We start from the raw sequence: 16,224 nt of genomic DNA on the forward strand, positions 1-16,224 counted from the left end.
ATGTCTGATATCAAATTTGATCCGGTTGATCACCCACACCGTCGTTATAACCCTTTAACGGGGCAGTGGATTCTAGTTTCACCACACCGCGCAAAGCGTCCCTGGAGTGGTCAGGACGAAAAACCTGCAACAGAAGAACTGCCATCTTACGATGAAAACTGTTTCCTTTGTGCAGGCAATACCCGTATTTCTGGTGACAAAAACCCAGATTACGAAGGAACTTACGTTTTCGGAAACGACTTTGCTGCACTAATGACAGATTCTCCGGATGCTCCTGAGTCAGACAACCCGCTATTTAAAACACAAGGTGTTCGTGGACTAAGCCGCGTTATCTGTTTCTCTCCAGATCACAGCAAAACACTTCCAGAGCTACCGGTTAACAAGATCCGTGGCGTGATTGATACCTGGGATGAGCAGATCGAAGAGTTGGGTAAAGAGTATCTATGGGTTCAGGCTTTTGAAAACAAAGGCGAAACCATGGGGTGTTCTCAGCCTCACCCACACGGTCAGATCTGGGCTAACAGCTTCCTGCCTAATGAGATCGAACGTAAAGAGAAGAATCTAAAAGAATACTACGAAAAGTATGGTTCAAACCTGTTGGTGGATTATGTCCAGGCAGAAATGAAAGATGGTGAGCGCACGGTTGTTGAAACCGAGCACTGGATTGCCGTTGTACCATATTGGGCTGCATGGCCTTTTGAAACTATGTTGCTACCGAAAGCACATATTCGTCGTATGAGTGAGCTATCTGATGAGCAGCGTGACGACCTTGCTGTTGCTATCAAAAAGCTGACCAGCCGCTATGACAATCTGTTCCAGTGTTCATTCCCATACTCTATGGGCTGGCACTATGCTCCGTTCTTCGAAGAAGGAACCGATATCGATCACTGGCAGCTACATGCACTTTTCTATCCGCCTCTACTACGCAGTGCAACTGTACGTAAGTTTATGGTGGGCTATGAAATGCTTGCTGAATCTCAGCGTGACCTGACTGCAGAGCAGGCAGCACAGAAACTTCGCGATTTGAGTGACGTTCACTACAAAGAGCAGAAATAAATAATTATTAGAGAGACAGAATTATGACGACTTTATCCACTAGCGTTCAAGAGGCGTTCAGCTCAGTTTTAGGGTATGACGCAACACATATTATTCAGGCTCCTGGCCGTGTAAACCTGATTGGTGAACACACTGACTACAACGATGGTTTTGTGCTGCCATGTGCTATCAACTACCAAACTGTGGTTGCTGCTGCAAAGCGTGATGACAATATCGTACGCGTAGTATCAGTAGATTACGGAAACGCGACTGATGAATTTGACCTGACCAAAGAGATTGAATTCCAGCAAGATAAAATGTGGGCAAACTACATCCGCGGTGTTGTTAAATGCCTGCTTGCACGTGGCTATGAGTTTAAAGGCGCTGATATCTCAGTTAGCGGTAACGTACCACAAGGTGCAGGCCTGAGTTCATCTGCTGCTCTTGAAGTGGTTATCGGTCAAACATTTAAAGAGCTGTATGCTCTTGAAATCAGCCAGGCTGAAATTGCTCTGAACGGTCAGCAAGCAGAAAACGAGTTTGTTGGCTGTAACTGCGGCATCATGGATCAGTTGATTTCTGCAGAAGGTAAAGAGAGCCACGCGCTACTTATCGACTGTCGTTCCCTTGAAACAACAGCTGTTTCAATGCCAGAAGATATGGCAGTTGTTATCATCAACTCGAACAAAAAACGTGGTCTGGTTGATAGTGAGTACAACACTCGCCGTGAACAGTGTGAGCAAGCTGCGCAAATATTTAACGTAAAAGCACTAAGAGATGTTTCCATTGATGAGTTTAATGCTAAGGTTACCGAATTGGATCCTGTTGTAGCGAAACGTGCTCGTCATGTGATTACAGAGAATGATCGTACTGAAGAAGCAGCAAAAGCACTTATCGCTGGTGATATGAAGCGTATGGGTGAATTGATGGCTCAATCTCATGCTTCAATGCGAGACGACTTTGAAATTACAGTAAAAGAGATTGATTACCTTGTTGATATCGTGAAAGAAGTTGTTGGCGATAAAGGTGGTGTTCGTATGACAGGTGGTGGTTTTGGTGGCTGTATTGTCGCTCTTGTTCCACCTGCGTATGTGGATGATGTAAAAGCAACAGTTGAAGCGAAATATGAAGCGGAAACTGGCCTTAAAGAGTCAATCTATGTGTGTCAGGCGAAGGATGGAGCTGGCTTAGCCGAAGTACTATAAAGCTAAGGAACGTCATGGCTGACACATTAGAAAAAACAGATTCGTTGGAAAAAACGATGACAAGCGAGGCGGCCTTCGATGGTCGCCCTGCTATTTTGGTAACACTAAAAAATGCTTCAGGTATGAGTGTTACTTTTATGGATATCGGTGCTACATGGTTAAGCTGTAAGGTGCCTGTGGCCGGAGATGAGCGCGAAGTTTTACTTGGTGTTTCAACAATGGCTGATTTTAACCGACAAGCTGCTTATATGGGCGTGTCTGTAGGACGTTATGCAAATCGTATCGCTAAAGGGCAATTTGATATAGGTGGAAACCTGTATCAGGTTGAAACCAATCAGGCAGGAAACACTCTGCATGGCGGTCCTAACGGCTTCGATAAGCGTCGTTGGAAAATAGCAGAGCAGGGCTCCGATTTTGTGCGCTATAGTCTTGTTTCACCTGATGGCGATCAAGGCTTTCCTGGCGAAGTAACAGTATCTGTGACTTATCAGCTTACGGCAGACAACAGAGTCTCTATTTGTTATGAAGCAGAGACAGATACGCTTACGCCGGTCAATCTGACCAACCACGCTTACTTTAACCTTCTGGGTGCTGAGTCCGGTCATACCTGCAAAGAACATATTGTTGAGTTAAATGCTTTGCATTATCTGCCAACTAATGAAGTGGGTATTCCTCTAGGCGAACTAGCACCAGTGTTTAATACCAGTTTTGATTTTCGTAAGGCGAAAGCTATCTCTGACGATCTGTTGTCGGATGAGCAACAGGAAAATGCCAAAGGATATGACCACTCATTCTGGTTAGATCCAGAGCGCGATATTGCTGATTCAACGGCAACGGTAGCGTTACCTGATGGTAGTCTGAAGATGAAGGTGTTCACTGGTAAACCGGCAATACAGCTTTATACAGGGAACTGGTTGGGCGGTACGCCAAATCGTGTTGGTGGAGAGTATCAGGATTACTCAGGTGTGGCGCTGGAAACTCAGTTCTTGCCGGATTCACCAAACCATCCTGAATGGGCTCAGGAGAGTTCTATTCTGGAGCCGGGTGAAAAGTATAGCTATACAACAGACTATCAGTTTGAGTTTTAGCTGAACTGCGTTTGTTAATCTTTGAGAATTATTGAACCCAAATACCGTCATTCCGTATAGCGAGGTACGAGCGTAGTACGAAATCTGGCTACAGCTAGATCCCGGACTTCGCTTTGGCTCATCCGGGATGACAGCTTCTATTATTGTGTCTGGATTTAGCTTTCAGGCTTAACCAGCATATCTACTTCACGGATCTTTCGGTCAAACACATAGTCGGCGTTTTCCTTGTCCAACATATCGATATGTTTTTCCGCTAATTCTGTTGCTGTTCGTACATACTCTCTACACTGACATTCGGTCGTTTTGATGTCCTGGCATAGCGGAGAACCGTTCTGTTTTACAAAATTTTCAACAACATCGTCGGTCGCTTTGCCTTCTCCAAACACCATTTGAACAGCATAAAGCGCACCGCATACCCCGTCTTTAGCTCGGCCACCGCCGGCTACCTGTGCAGACTTAATGGTAAAGTCGGTCATGCCTGATTCGGGCTGAAACGCTTTTAATACTGCCTGAGCGCAGTTCAAACCTTCTTCGCCGTGAAAATATTTTGCTGCCTGTTTGTTCTTCATAATTTAAAACCTAGCATTTAAACCTGATTGAGAGTTTATGCTCAAGTAACCTCATTTACAAAATAGTGGAATTGATAATAGTTAAAAACTACCTATTTATGGCTGTGAAAAATGTAACAATGTGAGCTATTGCGATGAATATGTAACCCGTATCGGTTTTTTCCAGCACATTCTGAACTACATTTAATACACAAATAATAATAAGACTTGAACGGTTTTTTAGGTGTGGCCGTATCGATCATGGTGAGGCATCTGCGGGCACTAATGTGCCTGTGTTAATTCATACATGGAGATAAGTACGATGATAGAACATCATAGCCTGGACCGAGACTTTCCAGATTTAGCTGATACCCTGAGAAACTGTGTCCTAAATGACGATGAATTCAAAGCGGTAAATAGTGAGTACAACAAACTTGATGATGAGCTTTACGAACTAGAGCAGAATGGCGTTCCCACCAGTGATGAAGCGTTTTCCAGCTTAAAGATGAAACGTGCGGAAATGAAAGACTGGCTATATCAGCGCTTGATTCAATTCCGCAGTAAGTAGTATCGGCGTTAAACCTTCTCAACAGACATACGTCTGACAATGGTTGGAGAAAAGCGGTTGGCCTCTTGCTCGGCTTCATTGCCCTGAGCCAGTTCTAAAGAGAGTCTTGCTGCTTTTTCAGCCATTAGCTGAATCGGGTAACGAATAGTCGTTAGTTTAGGATGTACGTATTTCGCGATCAAACCATCATCGAACCCGACAATCGACATCTCCTGTGGCACCTTGATACCATTTTCTTCAAATACAGAGATAGCTCCGGCAGCCATATAGTCGTTGTATGCGACTACTGCAGTGAACGGAACTGACTTCGTTAGGAGGTTAGTGGCAGCGACTTCGCCACCTTCACTATTCGGCTCACCGTACTCTATAAAGCTTTTAGGGGCATCTAGCCCATTATCACGCATTGCAGACAGATAACCTTCAATACGCTCGTCGGCATCTTCAATCTGATGTTGAGAGGCAATATGAGCAATCTTTTTATGACCGTGACGAATCAAAAACTCGGTTGCCAGGTATGAGCCTTTGCGGTTATCCAGAGATATACAGCGATCAGCTAGCTCTGGAATATGACGGTTTATGATCACTAGACCTTTAACTTCTTTTGCATACTCAATAATGGTTTCATCGGACAGGCTTTTAGAGTGAATGATCAGCGATTCACACCGACTATTAATCAAGAGCTCTATTGCTGCTTTTTCGTCTTTTGGATCGTGATAACCATTACATATCAGAATATGTTTGCCCTGAGCCTGAGCGATGTTATCGATCGCTTTTACCATGGTCCCAAAGAAGGGGTCTGATACGTCCGCAACCAGAACACCCACTGTATTCGTACTTTGGTTTACAAGCGCTCGCGCATTTGCATTTGGCCTGTAGCCAAGCTTTTTCATTGCTTTCTTAACAGACTCAATGGACGCTGCACTTGCTTTAGGGGATTTATTTATAACACGTGACACAGTTGCCACTGATACGCCAGCTTCTCTAGCGACATCTTTAATGGTTGCCATCTTCTACACCAATTTAACTGAGCTTTTCGCTTCTGATTGTTTTAAGTGTAAGTGCTTTGTGTAATGACTTTCAATGTGGTAGTTCTCATAATTGATTTGTTGTTTTTAAATGATTGAAATTAAATAAATAAAATTAGTGTAAACGTTACATTGATTGTGTCGTGTTAAGTTAAAAATCAAAACTTAACCCAAATTCTATACTGTCATCCCTACCTTCGAAGTAGGTATTAATGAGCGACGATACTTCAAACATGAGTTTTATCTATTTAATTGTAGGTAGTTCGATATTAACTATTGGTTAATGCTGGCGTGTTGAGAGAATATCCTTTCAACAATGTTTGCAAGCCAGTTTAGTATTGGATCTTGTTTATTTCTGTAATGATAAAAGATAGAAATTTCGAACACGAATGACTCGTTTGTCGTAATGATGCTAGCAGTTGTTAGCTGAGGATGTCGCTCAATGTGAACATACTGGCTTGTTGGGAATAGAATATCTGAGTCAGAGATGACTTCAAAAATTGCAGATGGTAGCTCGGAGCGAAAAACGATATTAGGCTTTACGTCAGGAAGTTCTTTTTCTATTACTCGGCTGGCATGAGAACGCCGGGTATTCCAGTCAGCGGCAAGGAGAGTTGCAATGGGATACTTTGCTATGTTTCGAAGTACCTTTTCTTCCCCATTAAGTGGGTGGTTCTTTCTCATGTAGAGTTTAAATTGGTCGCGTGCCACCTGTTTAGCAATAATTTCCTTAGGTATGTCATCCAGATCATAGTTGATACCAAATCGAACATGACCATTCTGTATATCTTCCGCTGAAGTTTTTGACCAGTTGATAAGGTGAAGCTCTAACTCTGGTGCCTGCTTATTGATTTCTGTAAACAGATCTTTACCGATAGCTTGTAGTAGGCATGGAGATACCGCGATTGAAAATTCGCCTTTAAGAACAGACGGGTCAAACTCATGCAATGCATTGATGCTAAAAGCTAAATTGTCGAACGATGGTAGGATATTATCGTACAGCTTTTCGGCAAAAGGGGTAGGGGATAACCCGGACGGAACTTTTACAAACAGTCGGTCGTCAAAGTGGTCTCTAAGGTTATTTAAGGATTTAGTTAGTGCTGGTGGTGAAACATTCAGTCTAACAGACGCTTTTTGAAGGTTGTTTTCTTGATAAATAACTAAGAATGTTCGAAGTAAATTCAGGTTTAAGTTGCGAAACAGATCCTTTGCCACATAACGTCCCCATCGATCAGCTGTCCCACTAGTATAGACAGATAGGAATAATAAAAACAGTGCTTTAGAGAGGAAGTGGGGAATAACAAGCGCTAGTACAGCATTCAGTATTAGCGCTTATCGTTACGTCGACTTATATGTTAATCGACCATACTCTCGCTACATTCTCAGCTAGGTTTGCCAGGTTAATACTGGACTCTGCAAACGCAGTTTGAAGGTCCATTGCTCTTGGCAGTGCGGTAAATACCGCCTGAATACCAATATCATAAACCGCCTGATAGTTGTCACCAACACAACCCGCCATTGCTACTACAGGAACAGCGTGTTTCGATGCTTCGCGAGCTACTCCCATAGGTGTTTTGCCATGGATGGTCTGCCAGTCAATTCGACCTTCGCCAGTGATAACCAGATCGCTGCCTGCAATCTGGTCACTTAGCTGAACAGTTTCAACTACAATGTCGATACCTGCTTTCATTGTTGCATTAGTAAAGCCAATCAGTGCAGCGCCCATACCACCGGCTGCACCAGTACCAGGAACAGAGATGATCTCTTTACCTAGTTGAGTAGCAACCTTTTCACCGAAGTTTCTTAAGCCATTATCAAGGAACTCAATATCTTCTGGTGTTGCGCCTTTTTGCTTACCGAAAGTAGCTGAAGCACCATGTTCGCCGCAAAGTGGGTTATCAACATCACATGCGACAAGGATATCGACATCAGCTAGCCTGCTATCCATACCTTCGATATTGATGTTTTCAATCTGCGCTAACCCCGTACCATTTGGAGTTACTGGGTTTCCTTCGCTATCGGTTAACTTCGCTCCCAGCGCAGCTAGCATACCGATACCGCCATCGTTGGTTGCACTACCACCCAAACCGATAATCAGTTTAGTCATGCCGTTATCCAGAGCGTGTTTAATCAACTCACCAGTACCAAAGCTAGTTGTAAGCTTAGGATCACGCTGAGCCTGAGGTACGTGGTGCAGTCCACTTGCTGCGGCCATTTCAATAACCGCAGTGGTGTTATCGCCCAGAACGCCATAAAAAGCTTCCACAGGTTCATTTAGCGGACCTGTGACGGGAAGTTCTACCAGTTTTCCTTCGGTTGCATCGATAAGTGACTGAACAGTACCTTCACCACCATCTGCTACAGGAACATGTACGAACTCAGCATCCTGCCAAACTCTTTTCAGGCCAGTTTCTATTGCCTGACAAACCTCTTTTGCAGTTAAGCTTTCTTTGAATGAATCTGGTGCGATAACGACTTTCATTTATGTCTACCCTAATGATTGAGTTTTTATATTGGTATTGATTATCTTCTTTTGTAAGTCTGAATACATCGGACTCATATACAAATTACTAGAGTGAAAAATGCTTATTTTTGTGCGTTTGCACAATTATTTTGATTTACTTAATTGTAGTGCCAGGTAGAGCTCGACCTGTCCGGCAAAAGTGTGAGGTGATACCTGAGTGATCTCTTCAATTTTATTCAGGCGATAACGTAGCGTATTACGGTGAATAAATAAGGAGTCGGCGCACTCTTTCAGGTTACCTTCATTCTCGAACAAGGCGGTTAAGGTTTTGGTCAGTTGTCCGGATTTATCCTGGGCCTTTAGCTTAATGATAGGGGTCGTCAATTGATTACCCTGCCATGAATCGATCAAGGGTGATAGCAATATCGGGAATGAGTGCGCATCAAAAAGGTGCTTATGATCGTTTGTCGAGCTGGCTTTACCTATCTGAATGGCCTGCTTTGCACTTTGGTAAGATAAATGGATATTTTCTAGCTCCGGGAAGTATCTGCCTAAGCCGATATGGACATCATATATTCCACGATCGTTCAGACGTTCAATGAGCTTGTCTATTCGGTTGCTTTCTGTCTGTTTGAAGTTGTTAGAGTCTGATGCCTGGTAGGGTTTCAATACAGCAACTTCGTTCATGGACATAACTGACACTAGGTTATCTCTGTATGGGTATTCAAGAATATCAATAGCTTGTTGAATGTGCTTAAGGGTGGAATCTCTATTTTCTGATGAGAACTCAATAACGGTAACAACTCTTGGCTTTGTTAGGTCAATATTCAAGCGAGAAGCCCAGCTCTGAAGCTCAATTTCGTTTAAACGGTTTTCAACCCATGCTGTTACAAACTCTTCCTTGTGGCGTTTATCCCACTGAAGCTGTTCGGTTAGCGCCGATTGTTCAACTATCATTTCAGCGGTCATTTTGACTAGCTCTGCATAACTACGTATCGAGTCGGGCTCACCTGTAATACCAACTACACCAATGACTTCTCCCTGATGTTTGAGCAAAAGATTGATACCGGGCTTTACGCCCTTAAGCGTTGCTCCGGCACTTTCTGTTACTTCTACAGTATCTCCGTGTTTGATGGCGAGCAGAGCACCGTCGTGTACTTCGCCTATTCGATGCTTATCGCCGCTGCCAATAATCACCCCTGTGTGATTTATTACGTTGATGTTGTTGTCGATAATATCCATGGTTCGATCAACAATCTGCTGGGCAAGTTTGTGCGCTAAAATCATGTTTGACTCGGAGTCTGTCAGAGAAATGATTTGTGCAGATTAACAAAAAAGGAGCTGATGTGGTACATCAGCTCCCTTAATCTGTTAACTAAGAAAGTGAGGCTTAGTTGTTGCTGTGCAGTTCGCTGTTAAGTTCAACAGCTGACTTGTTTGTCAGACATTCAATCTGGCCAGTTACAGAGTTGCGGCGGAATAGTAGGTCCGGCTTACCAGCAAGGTCGCGAGCTTTCACTACCTCCACTTCTTTACCTGAAGAGTCCAGCATGCTTACTTTAGAACCAGCAGTTACATAAAGACCTGATTCGATAGTACAGCGGTCACCTAGTGGGAAGCCAAGACCAGCGTTAGCACCAAGCAGGCTGTTTTCACCGATAGAAACAACCACAGTACCACCACCAGAAAGCGTACCCATGATAGAAGCACCACCGCCGATATCAGAGCCATCGCCAACCATAACACCAGCAGAGATACGACCTTCAACCATGCTTACACCAGTTGTGCCAGCGTTGAAGTTAATAAAGCCTTCGTGCATTACCGTTGTGCCTTCACCAACGTGAGCACCCAGACGTACGCGAGAAGTGTCAGCGATACGAACACCAGCAGGAACAACGTAGTCCACCATTTTAGGGAACTTGTCTACGCAATCTACAGTCAGAACGCGGCCAGCAAGGCGAGCTTCGATTTGACGGTCTGCAAGCTCAGGAAGATCGATAGGGCCTTCGTTTGTCCATGCGATGTTGTGCAGTAGACCAAAGATACCGTCAAGAACAGTGCCATGTGGCTTAACCAGGCGGTTAGAGATCAGTTGTAGCTTCAGGAAGCCTTCAGCAACAGATTGTGGCTTCTCATCAGACTCAAGAATAACCAGAACAAGAGGCTGTTTAGAAGCGGCTGCTTTTTCTGCAAAAGACGCATTTGCTACATCTGCGTTTGCTGCAAATGCGGTAGCAAGTTCCGCCGCTGTTTCTGCTGAAACTTCGATAGCCTGGTTGCCAGCTTCGTAACCGCTAACTTTTGCAATAGCAGCAACTAGTGCTTCTGATGGGTTTAGTACTGGGTTTGGGAAAAATGCTTCGATGATTTTACCTGCGTTGTTTTTAGTTGCAGTACCAAAAGCTAATGAGAAGTGAGCCATATTTGTCTGTCTCCAAAATATGTAGTTATTCGTCTTTGTTGCTAAGCATAATAATGAGACTAATTCTTAGATGAAAGAGTGAAAAAGAAGAAAGTCTTGAAAAAGATATGTGTTGTCTTTCTATAGATATATTTCTACAAAAAGAAAAGCGCCTAATTTCGGGAAATTAAGCGCTTCATGTGCAAGGGTTACTCTTAACTTATGTTAGATAGCCCAGCCTCCGGCATAAAAGACAACCAGAGCGATTGTAATTAGGATGGTACCCAGGTTTAACTTCTTCCAGTCACCAGAAACAAAGCGACCAACAAGCAGACATAGAAAGCCCAGCATAATACCAGTTACAATATTGCCAGTAAGAACAATAAATACCGCACATACCAACCCTGAAAGTGCATCAACAGAGTCATTGAAGTTTAACTTACTTACATTGCTAAGCATTAGAAGGCCAACATACATCAGTGCCGGAGCGGTTGCGTAACTAGGAACCAGATAGCTGATTGGCGCAACAAAAAGCAGCAGCAAAAACAGTGTTCCAACGATAACCGCAGTTAAACCTGTTTTACCGCCAGCGGCAGTACCGGCAGCTGACTCTATGTAAACAGCAGCAGGTGCACCACCAACAAAACCAGATAGGATGCTACTTACAGAATCTGATGTCAGTGCTTTGCCCCCATCTATAATATTGCCATCTTTATCCAATAGATTTGCTTGCCCGGCTACAGCCCGAATGGTGCCCGTGGCATCAAAAATAGCGGTCATTACCAGAGCGAATACGCTAGGTAAAACGATAGGGTTTAGTGCGCCCATTACATCCATCGAACCAATCAGAGAGTTCTCTCCACCAAACGAAGGCAGTGCAAAGAAGCCCTGATAAGTAACCGCGGGATCAAATACCAACCCAAGCACAGAGATCGCGACAATAACAAGAAGAATACCACCAGGTACACGACGCTTTTCCAGACCAAAGATAGCGGCAAGTCCGACAACCGACATCAGTACCGGGAAAGAGGTAAACTCGCCAAGAGTAACAGGTAAGCCCTCTACCGGATTTTTGATAACAAGACCAACCCCGCTAGCAGCAATAAGCAAAAGGAACAATCCAATTCCTATACCTGTGCCGTGTGCTATTCCCGTTGGAAGATTGGTAAGGATCCATTGACGCACTCCTGTTACCGTGATCACGGTAAATACCACACCCATTAAGAACACGGCACCAAGAGCAACTGGAATGGATACACCCTGACCCAAAACTAAACTGAAAGCAGTAAAGGCGGTTAGTGAAATGGCGCAGCCGATTGCCATAGGTAGATTTGCCCAAAAGCCCATCAATAGTGAGCCAAAAGCTGCAACGAGGCAGGTAGCAGTGAAAATTGCGCTCTGATCGAAGCCAGCAACGCTCAACATGCCCGGTACAACGATGACTGAATAGACCATAGCCAGAAAGGTGGTGAATCCGGCCAGAACTTCCTGACGAACAGTGCTGCCTCGGAGAGATATAGAAAAGTAGTTATCCAACCAGCCTTTAGAGTGAGAAGCGTTTTGTTCTTCTATATTCTGCTCGGTTAGATTCGGGTTGATTTCAGACATGTTTTCCTCATTTACATAATGCCGAGAAACATCCTGTAAAATCGGCGATTTAGGGTCTACAGACCCTGGCTTGGGCGAGGAAAATACTCTTTTATTAGTGGGCTTACAACTCATTTGATCGTTTGCGGTGAGCGTTTGCTTTTTAATCTATATTATTGATGTAAATGTAATTATTGGCTTAGATGATTGTACTTTTCATAATTGGAATATAAAAAACCGCCCGATATTGCTATCGTGCGGCTTTAAACTATCTGTTTTAAAGGATTAAATCCGTATTAGGGAGCTTAATTAAGCAGCGTTGTCCTGTGACTCGTCTTCAACAGCTTCTACCTTCTTCGGCTTTTTAGGAGCAGGTTTGCGCTTGGCTCCCAGAGCGAACAGAACATCTTCTTTATGCTGAGCCAGGAACATAGATAGTTCTTCTTGCTTAGCTTCGTCTTCGATAAGTTCACTTTTTCCAAGCAGTTCAAAAAGCTCATCCGCCATATCTAACATTTTGTCATAAGCGTCAGCTTCAGCTTTAGAGGTAAAAGTCATCTTTTCTTCTCCGTTGCGCTCCACCACGTACTTGACGATTACAGCCATGGTTATCCCTCAAAAATATACTTAGTTAATTACTGGTTGTTTATACAGTTTTGAGTGCAAAAAGTCCAGTTGATAGTTCCATAATGTGACGGGACATTTTGCCTAGAAAAATTGTCCGGAAGTGTTAGTCACATATGTTAATCTGGTAAGCAATAAACTAAATTCGCAAAGGTGTGCGTTTGTTTACTGTTTACCATTCAAATCAGATAGATATTCTTAAGTCCATACTGGTAGAACTGATTAAAGCCAACCCTCTGGAAAACCCGTTCGATAAGGAGATGATCCTAGTCCAAAGTCCGGGAATGTCACAATGGCTTAAAATCGAGCTAGCCAAAGAACTGGGCATTGCTGCGAATATCGACTTCCCATTACCTGCCACTTTTATCTGGAATATGTTTATTCAGGTTCTGGATGATGTACCGGATCGCAGTGCATTTAATAAAGAGTCCATGACCTGGAAGTTAATGCAGGTGATTCCCGGACTACTGGAAACGGAAGAGTTTTCTCCACTAAAGCAGTATCTGGAAAGCGATAACGATGGCTCAATGTTATATCAGCTTTCCGGTAAGGTTGCCGATATCTTTGATGGGTATCTGGTATACCGGCCTGAGTGGATAGCCCAATGGGAGGCTGGGGATAGCGTCGCTATTCTTAATGATGAGCAGCCCTGGCAGCCAATATTATGGCAGGCTCTATACGACTACACCTTGTCTTTAGGGCAGTCGCCTTATCACCGGGCAAATCTCTACGAAAACTTTATCGATACTCTGGAAAGCTATACGCACAAGTTTGAGCAGCTACCGGAAAGAATCTTTGTCTTTGGTATCTCTTCATTGCCTCCACGATATCTGGATGCGCTAAAAGCACTTGGAGAGCATACTGATATCCATCTGATGTTTACCAACCCCAGCCGTTATTACTGGGGCGAAGTCAGGGATCGCAACTATCTGGCAAAACTGGCAAGCCAGCAGAGAAAGCAGCTTGAATGGCAAAAGGATCACTATGAACCTAAAGGTGAATCCTCTGTTCTGAAGGGCAGTGTTGAAGATAATATTGAGCATGAACTGCATACTGATGTTGTTGGCAACTCCTTGCTTGCATCAATGGGCAAGCTTGGTCGGGACAACCTGTATCTTTTATCTCAGCTAGAGTCGAATGAAATTGAAGCTTTTGTTGATTTAAACAGGGATACACTGCTGCATCAGATTCAAACCGATATTCTTAATCTGGAAGAGCGGCAGGATGATGAAAATATCGATACCAGCAGCCACAAGAATTCCATATCGGAAGATGACACTTCTCTGATCGTTCATGCCTGTCACAGCCCGATGCGTGAAGTGGAAGTTCTGCACGACAATTTATTAGCCATGTTTGATGATAACCCGGAGCTTAAGCCTAGGGACATCATCGTGATGGTTGCGGATATCAACACCTACAGTCCGGCAATTCAGTCTGTGTTCGGTAACGCGCAGGGCGAGCGCTATATTCCTTATTCTATTTCGGATAGAACCAGTGCTGAGGAGAGTCCGGTACTGTCGGCATTTATGACCCTGATGGCACTACCTGAAAGCCGGTGTAGTGTGTCTGAACTTCTGGAGTTGTTAGAAACCCCAGAGCTGATGAGCCGGTTTGAGATCAGTGAACCTGAGTTTGAAAAAGCGGCGCTGTGGATTGAAGAGTCTGGTATTCGCTGGGGGATAGATTCAAATACCGCAGCAGATTTTGATTTGCCTGAGTCAGAGCAGAACCACTGGCTGTTTGGCATTCAGAGAATGCTTCTTGGCTATGCGATGGCTGGTGAAGAGACTCTGTTTGAACATGGGCTGCATTGGATTACGCCTTACAACGAAGTTCAGGGGCTGGATGCTGGCCTTGCAGGTAAACTGGCGCACTTTATTTCAACCGTACAGCACTATCGAGAACAGCTAACAAAGAGCCATACTATCGATGGCTGGAAGCAGCTGGTTTATGGATTACTGGAATCGTTTTTTACGGTAGATTTGGATGGTGAGATTTCGCTTAAGCTTATTCGCGACGCTCTGACTAAGCTGGAAACCGAACTGACGGATGCGGTATTTGCCGAAGAGATTACCCCTCCGGTTATTCGTCTTTATTTGGAGGAGAAGTTGTCCGGCTCCAGAGTCAGCCAGAGGTTCTTATCTGGTCAGGTCAACTTCTGTACCCTGATGCCGATGCGTTCCATTCCGTTTAAGGTGGTTTGCCTGTTGGGAATGAACGACGGTGCATACCCTCGCTCCGTTCCTAAAGATGGTTTCGATTTGATGAACGGGCGAGCTATGCCGGGTGACCGCTCGCGGCGAGATGACGACAGGTATTTGTTCCTGGAAGCACTGATATCGGCAGAGGAAAGTCTTTATATCAGCTATGTCGGACGTTCGATTCAGGACAATACAGAGCGTGTTCCTTCCATTCTGGTCACTGAGCTACTCGATTATTGTGGTGAAAACTTCTGTCTGGGTGGAGATGAAGATCTTCATAGTGACCAGTCAGCGAAAAAGCTAAAAAGTTGGATAGAGCATATCCATCCTATGGTGCCATTTAGTGAGCTGGCATTCGAAAGAAGCAAGCCAAGTTATGCCAGCGAATGGCTGCCTGTTGTGAACAATAAGGGAACAAAGCGCAAGCCGTTTATTCAGCCGCTTCAGGATATTCTGTTGGACTCTGAACTGTTTAGCGAGCTGCCTTTAACCGAGCTTCAGCGCTTCTGGAGATTGCCGGTTCAGTACTTCTTTAACCGCAGGCTTAAGGTGACATTCGATTACACGGTTAACAGCCCTGAAGATGAAGAGCCGTTTAAGCTTGATGGCTTGCAAAGCTACCAGTTGCGAGATGAACTACTGGGAGTATTGCTGACCGCCCGGTTAAACGGACAAGATGAAGCAGAAGAAGCAGAACATTTTATCCGCAAGTACAAGGCTCAAGGAGCCTTGCCTGTTGGAGCCTTCGGTGATTTGGAGTTTGAAGCGGGGAGTGAGCAGGTGAATCTGTTAGTTGATGAACTGGCACACTACTGTCAGGCTCCGCTGGACGATATTGAAGTGAGCCAACGGTTTGAATTGCCGGGATATGAAAAAACACTGCTGATAACAGGATGGCTGAAGAATCAGTATCAATCGGGAATGGTCAGGTATCGAAGCGGGAAAATCCGTTCTCAAGACTGGTTATCAGCCTGGGTTGATCACCTGTTTCTGGCTTTAAGTGGTGTCAGCCGACCGACACATATTATTGGCTATGATCGAAGCGCTAAAAAGAACCCTCTGCAACATAAAGTTTTATTGCCTATTGATGCGGAGTCGGCAAAGGCGCATATCCAGAATCTGATCAATCTCTATTTTGAAGGATTAAATCAGCCGCTAGCTTATTTTCCTCGCTGCGCACTCGCCGGTGCCGAGCAGCTGATTAAAGGTAAAGATGATGCCGGAGCCAAAATGGAAGCGGCGTTTAATGACGGTTATTTTGTTTCCGGAGAGGGCAGCAATAGTTACATTCGCCGTGTTTGGCCGCAGTGGAATAGCAATTTGGAAAGTCAGTTGCTGAATAATACGCAAGATGTACTTATGCACACACTAACTCATAGTCAGGACATAGAAGAGTATAAAAGTTGATGAATGACAGAATAAGGAAATTTGTGGCCGTCTACGTTTGATTATTTTGTGTAGGGTGTTGCTATTAGTAG

At 44.3% G+C, this 16,224-nt stretch carries 13 protein-coding genes; 5 read left to right on the forward strand and 8 right to left on the reverse strand.

Annotated features, from left to right (window positions below):
* The 3 genes from P7F88_RS15175 to galM are packed head-to-tail and all read left to right on the forward strand — an operon-like array spanning nt 1 to nt 3,328.
* Nucleotides 1–1,056 carry a UDP-glucose--hexose-1-phosphate uridylyltransferase gene (locus P7F88_RS15175; protein WP_277826043.1) on the forward strand — a complete coding sequence of 352 codons (1,056 nt, stop codon included), beginning with the start codon at nt 1–3 and terminating at the stop codon, nt 1,054–1,056.
* Nucleotides 1,057–1,079: 23 nt separating this feature from the next.
* Nucleotides 1,080–2,240 (forward strand): galactokinase, encoded by a 1,161-nt coding sequence (gene galK, locus P7F88_RS15180; RefSeq protein ID WP_277826045.1) that lies wholly within the window; start codon nt 1,080–1,082, stop codon nt 2,238–2,240.
* A gap of 14 nt (nt 2,241–2,254) precedes the next feature.
* Nucleotides 2,255–3,328: a galactose-1-epimerase gene (galM, locus tag P7F88_RS15185; RefSeq protein WP_277826047.1), complete on the forward strand. Its 1,074-nt coding sequence runs from the start codon at nt 2,255–2,257 to the stop codon at nt 3,326–3,328.
* Between the two features lie 155 nt (nt 3,329–3,483).
* Here the strand turns inward: galM and P7F88_RS15190 are convergent, their stop codons facing one another.
* Nucleotides 3,484–3,897: a C-GCAxxG-C-C family protein gene (locus P7F88_RS15190; protein ID WP_277826049.1), complete on the reverse strand. Its 414-nt coding sequence runs from the start codon at nt 3,895–3,897 to the stop codon at nt 3,484–3,486.
* A gap of 301 nt (nt 3,898–4,198) precedes the next feature.
* Between P7F88_RS15190 and P7F88_RS15195 the strand changes: the two genes are divergently transcribed.
* Entirely contained in the window at nt 4,199–4,444 is a 246-nt protein-coding gene (locus P7F88_RS15195; protein WP_277826051.1) for an HP1242/YdcH family protein, read from the forward strand.
* An 8-nt stretch (nt 4,445–4,452) separates the two neighbouring features.
* Here P7F88_RS15195 and P7F88_RS15200 read toward each other — a convergent pair whose 3' ends face one another.
* The 7 genes from P7F88_RS15200 to P7F88_RS15230 all read right to left on the reverse strand — a co-directional run bounded on the left by P7F88_RS15200 (nt 4,453) and on the right by P7F88_RS15230 (nt 12,527).
* Complete coding sequence (locus P7F88_RS15200) at nt 4,453–5,451, reverse strand: substrate-binding domain-containing protein (RefSeq protein WP_277826053.1); 999 nt, start codon at nt 5,449–5,451, stop codon at nt 4,453–4,455.
* A gap of 291 nt (nt 5,452–5,742) precedes the next feature.
* Nucleotides 5,743–6,684, reverse strand: coding sequence for a LysR family transcriptional regulator (locus P7F88_RS15205; RefSeq protein WP_277826055.1), 942 nt, complete (start codon nt 6,682–6,684; stop codon nt 5,743–5,745).
* 133 nt (nt 6,685–6,817) lie between these two features.
* Nucleotides 6,818–7,951 (reverse strand): glycerate kinase, encoded by a 1,134-nt coding sequence (locus tag P7F88_RS15210; protein WP_277826057.1) that lies wholly within the window; start codon nt 7,949–7,951, stop codon nt 6,818–6,820.
* Nucleotides 7,952–8,077: 126 nt separating this feature from the next.
* Nucleotides 8,078–9,220 carry a sugar diacid recognition domain-containing protein gene (locus P7F88_RS15215; protein WP_277826059.1) on the reverse strand — a complete coding sequence of 381 codons (1,143 nt, stop codon included), beginning with the start codon at nt 9,218–9,220 and terminating at the stop codon, nt 8,078–8,080.
* Between the two features lie 103 nt (nt 9,221–9,323).
* Nucleotides 9,324–10,355, reverse strand: a complete 1,032-nt coding sequence (gene dapD, locus P7F88_RS15220) for a 2,3,4,5-tetrahydropyridine-2,6-dicarboxylate N-succinyltransferase (protein ID WP_277826061.1) — start codon at nt 10,353–10,355, stop codon at nt 9,324–9,326.
* Nucleotides 10,356–10,559: 204 nt separating this feature from the next.
* Nucleotides 10,560–11,942 carry an NCS2 family permease gene (locus P7F88_RS15225; RefSeq protein WP_277826063.1) on the reverse strand — a complete coding sequence of 461 codons (1,383 nt, stop codon included), beginning with the start codon at nt 11,940–11,942 and terminating at the stop codon, nt 10,560–10,562.
* A 288-nt stretch (nt 11,943–12,230) separates the two neighbouring features.
* A complete protein-coding gene (locus P7F88_RS15230) occupies nt 12,231–12,527 on the reverse strand; it encodes a YebG family protein (protein ID WP_277826065.1) in 297 nt (98 codons plus the stop codon).
* A 179-nt stretch (nt 12,528–12,706) separates the two neighbouring features.
* On the opposite strand from P7F88_RS15230, the gene recC reads away from it, so the two are divergent.
* A complete protein-coding gene (recC, locus tag P7F88_RS15235) occupies nt 12,707–16,153 on the forward strand; it encodes an exodeoxyribonuclease V subunit gamma (RefSeq protein WP_277826067.1) in 3,447 nt (1,148 codons plus the stop codon).
* The last annotated feature ends 71 nt before the right edge of the window (nt 16,154–16,224 follow it).

Source organism: Vibrio hannami, assembly GCF_029589055.1.
Classification (GTDB): domain Bacteria; phylum Pseudomonadota; class Gammaproteobacteria; order Enterobacterales; family Vibrionaceae; genus Vibrio; species Vibrio hannami.

Bases quoted from the DNA above. Each gene is read 5' to 3' on its own strand.
- P7F88_RS15175 (WP_277826043.1), top strand. From the start codon at position 1: ATGTCTGATATCAAATTTGATCCGGTTGATCACCCACACCGTCGTTAT.
- galK (WP_277826045.1), top strand. From the start codon at position 1,080: ATGACGACTTTATCCACTAGCGTTCAAGAGGCGTTCAGCTCAGTTTTA.
- P7F88_RS15190 (WP_277826049.1), bottom strand. From the start codon at position 3,897: ATGAAGAACAAACAGGCAGCAAAATATTTTCACGGCGAAGAAGGTTTG.
- P7F88_RS15230 (WP_277826065.1), bottom strand. From the start codon at position 12,527: ATGGCTGTAATCGTCAAGTACGTGGTGGAGCGCAACGGAGAAGAAAAG.
- dapD (WP_277826061.1), bottom strand. From the start codon at position 10,355: ATGGCTCACTTCTCATTAGCTTTTGGTACTGCAACTAAAAACAACGCA.
- P7F88_RS15225 (WP_277826063.1), bottom strand. From the start codon at position 11,942: ATGTCTGAAATCAACCCGAATCTAACCGAGCAGAATATAGAAGAACAA.
- P7F88_RS15200 (WP_277826053.1), bottom strand. From the start codon at position 5,451: ATGGCAACCATTAAAGATGTCGCTAGAGAAGCTGGCGTATCAGTGGCA.
- galM (WP_277826047.1), top strand. From the start codon at position 2,255: ATGGCTGACACATTAGAAAAAACAGATTCGTTGGAAAAAACGATGACA.
- P7F88_RS15210 (WP_277826057.1), bottom strand. From the start codon at position 7,951: ATGAAAGTCGTTATCGCACCAGATTCATTCAAAGAAAGCTTAACTGCA.
- P7F88_RS15195 (WP_277826051.1), top strand. From the start codon at position 4,199: ATGATAGAACATCATAGCCTGGACCGAGACTTTCCAGATTTAGCTGAT.
- P7F88_RS15215 (WP_277826059.1), bottom strand. From the start codon at position 9,220: ATGATTTTAGCGCACAAACTTGCCCAGCAGATTGTTGATCGAACCATG.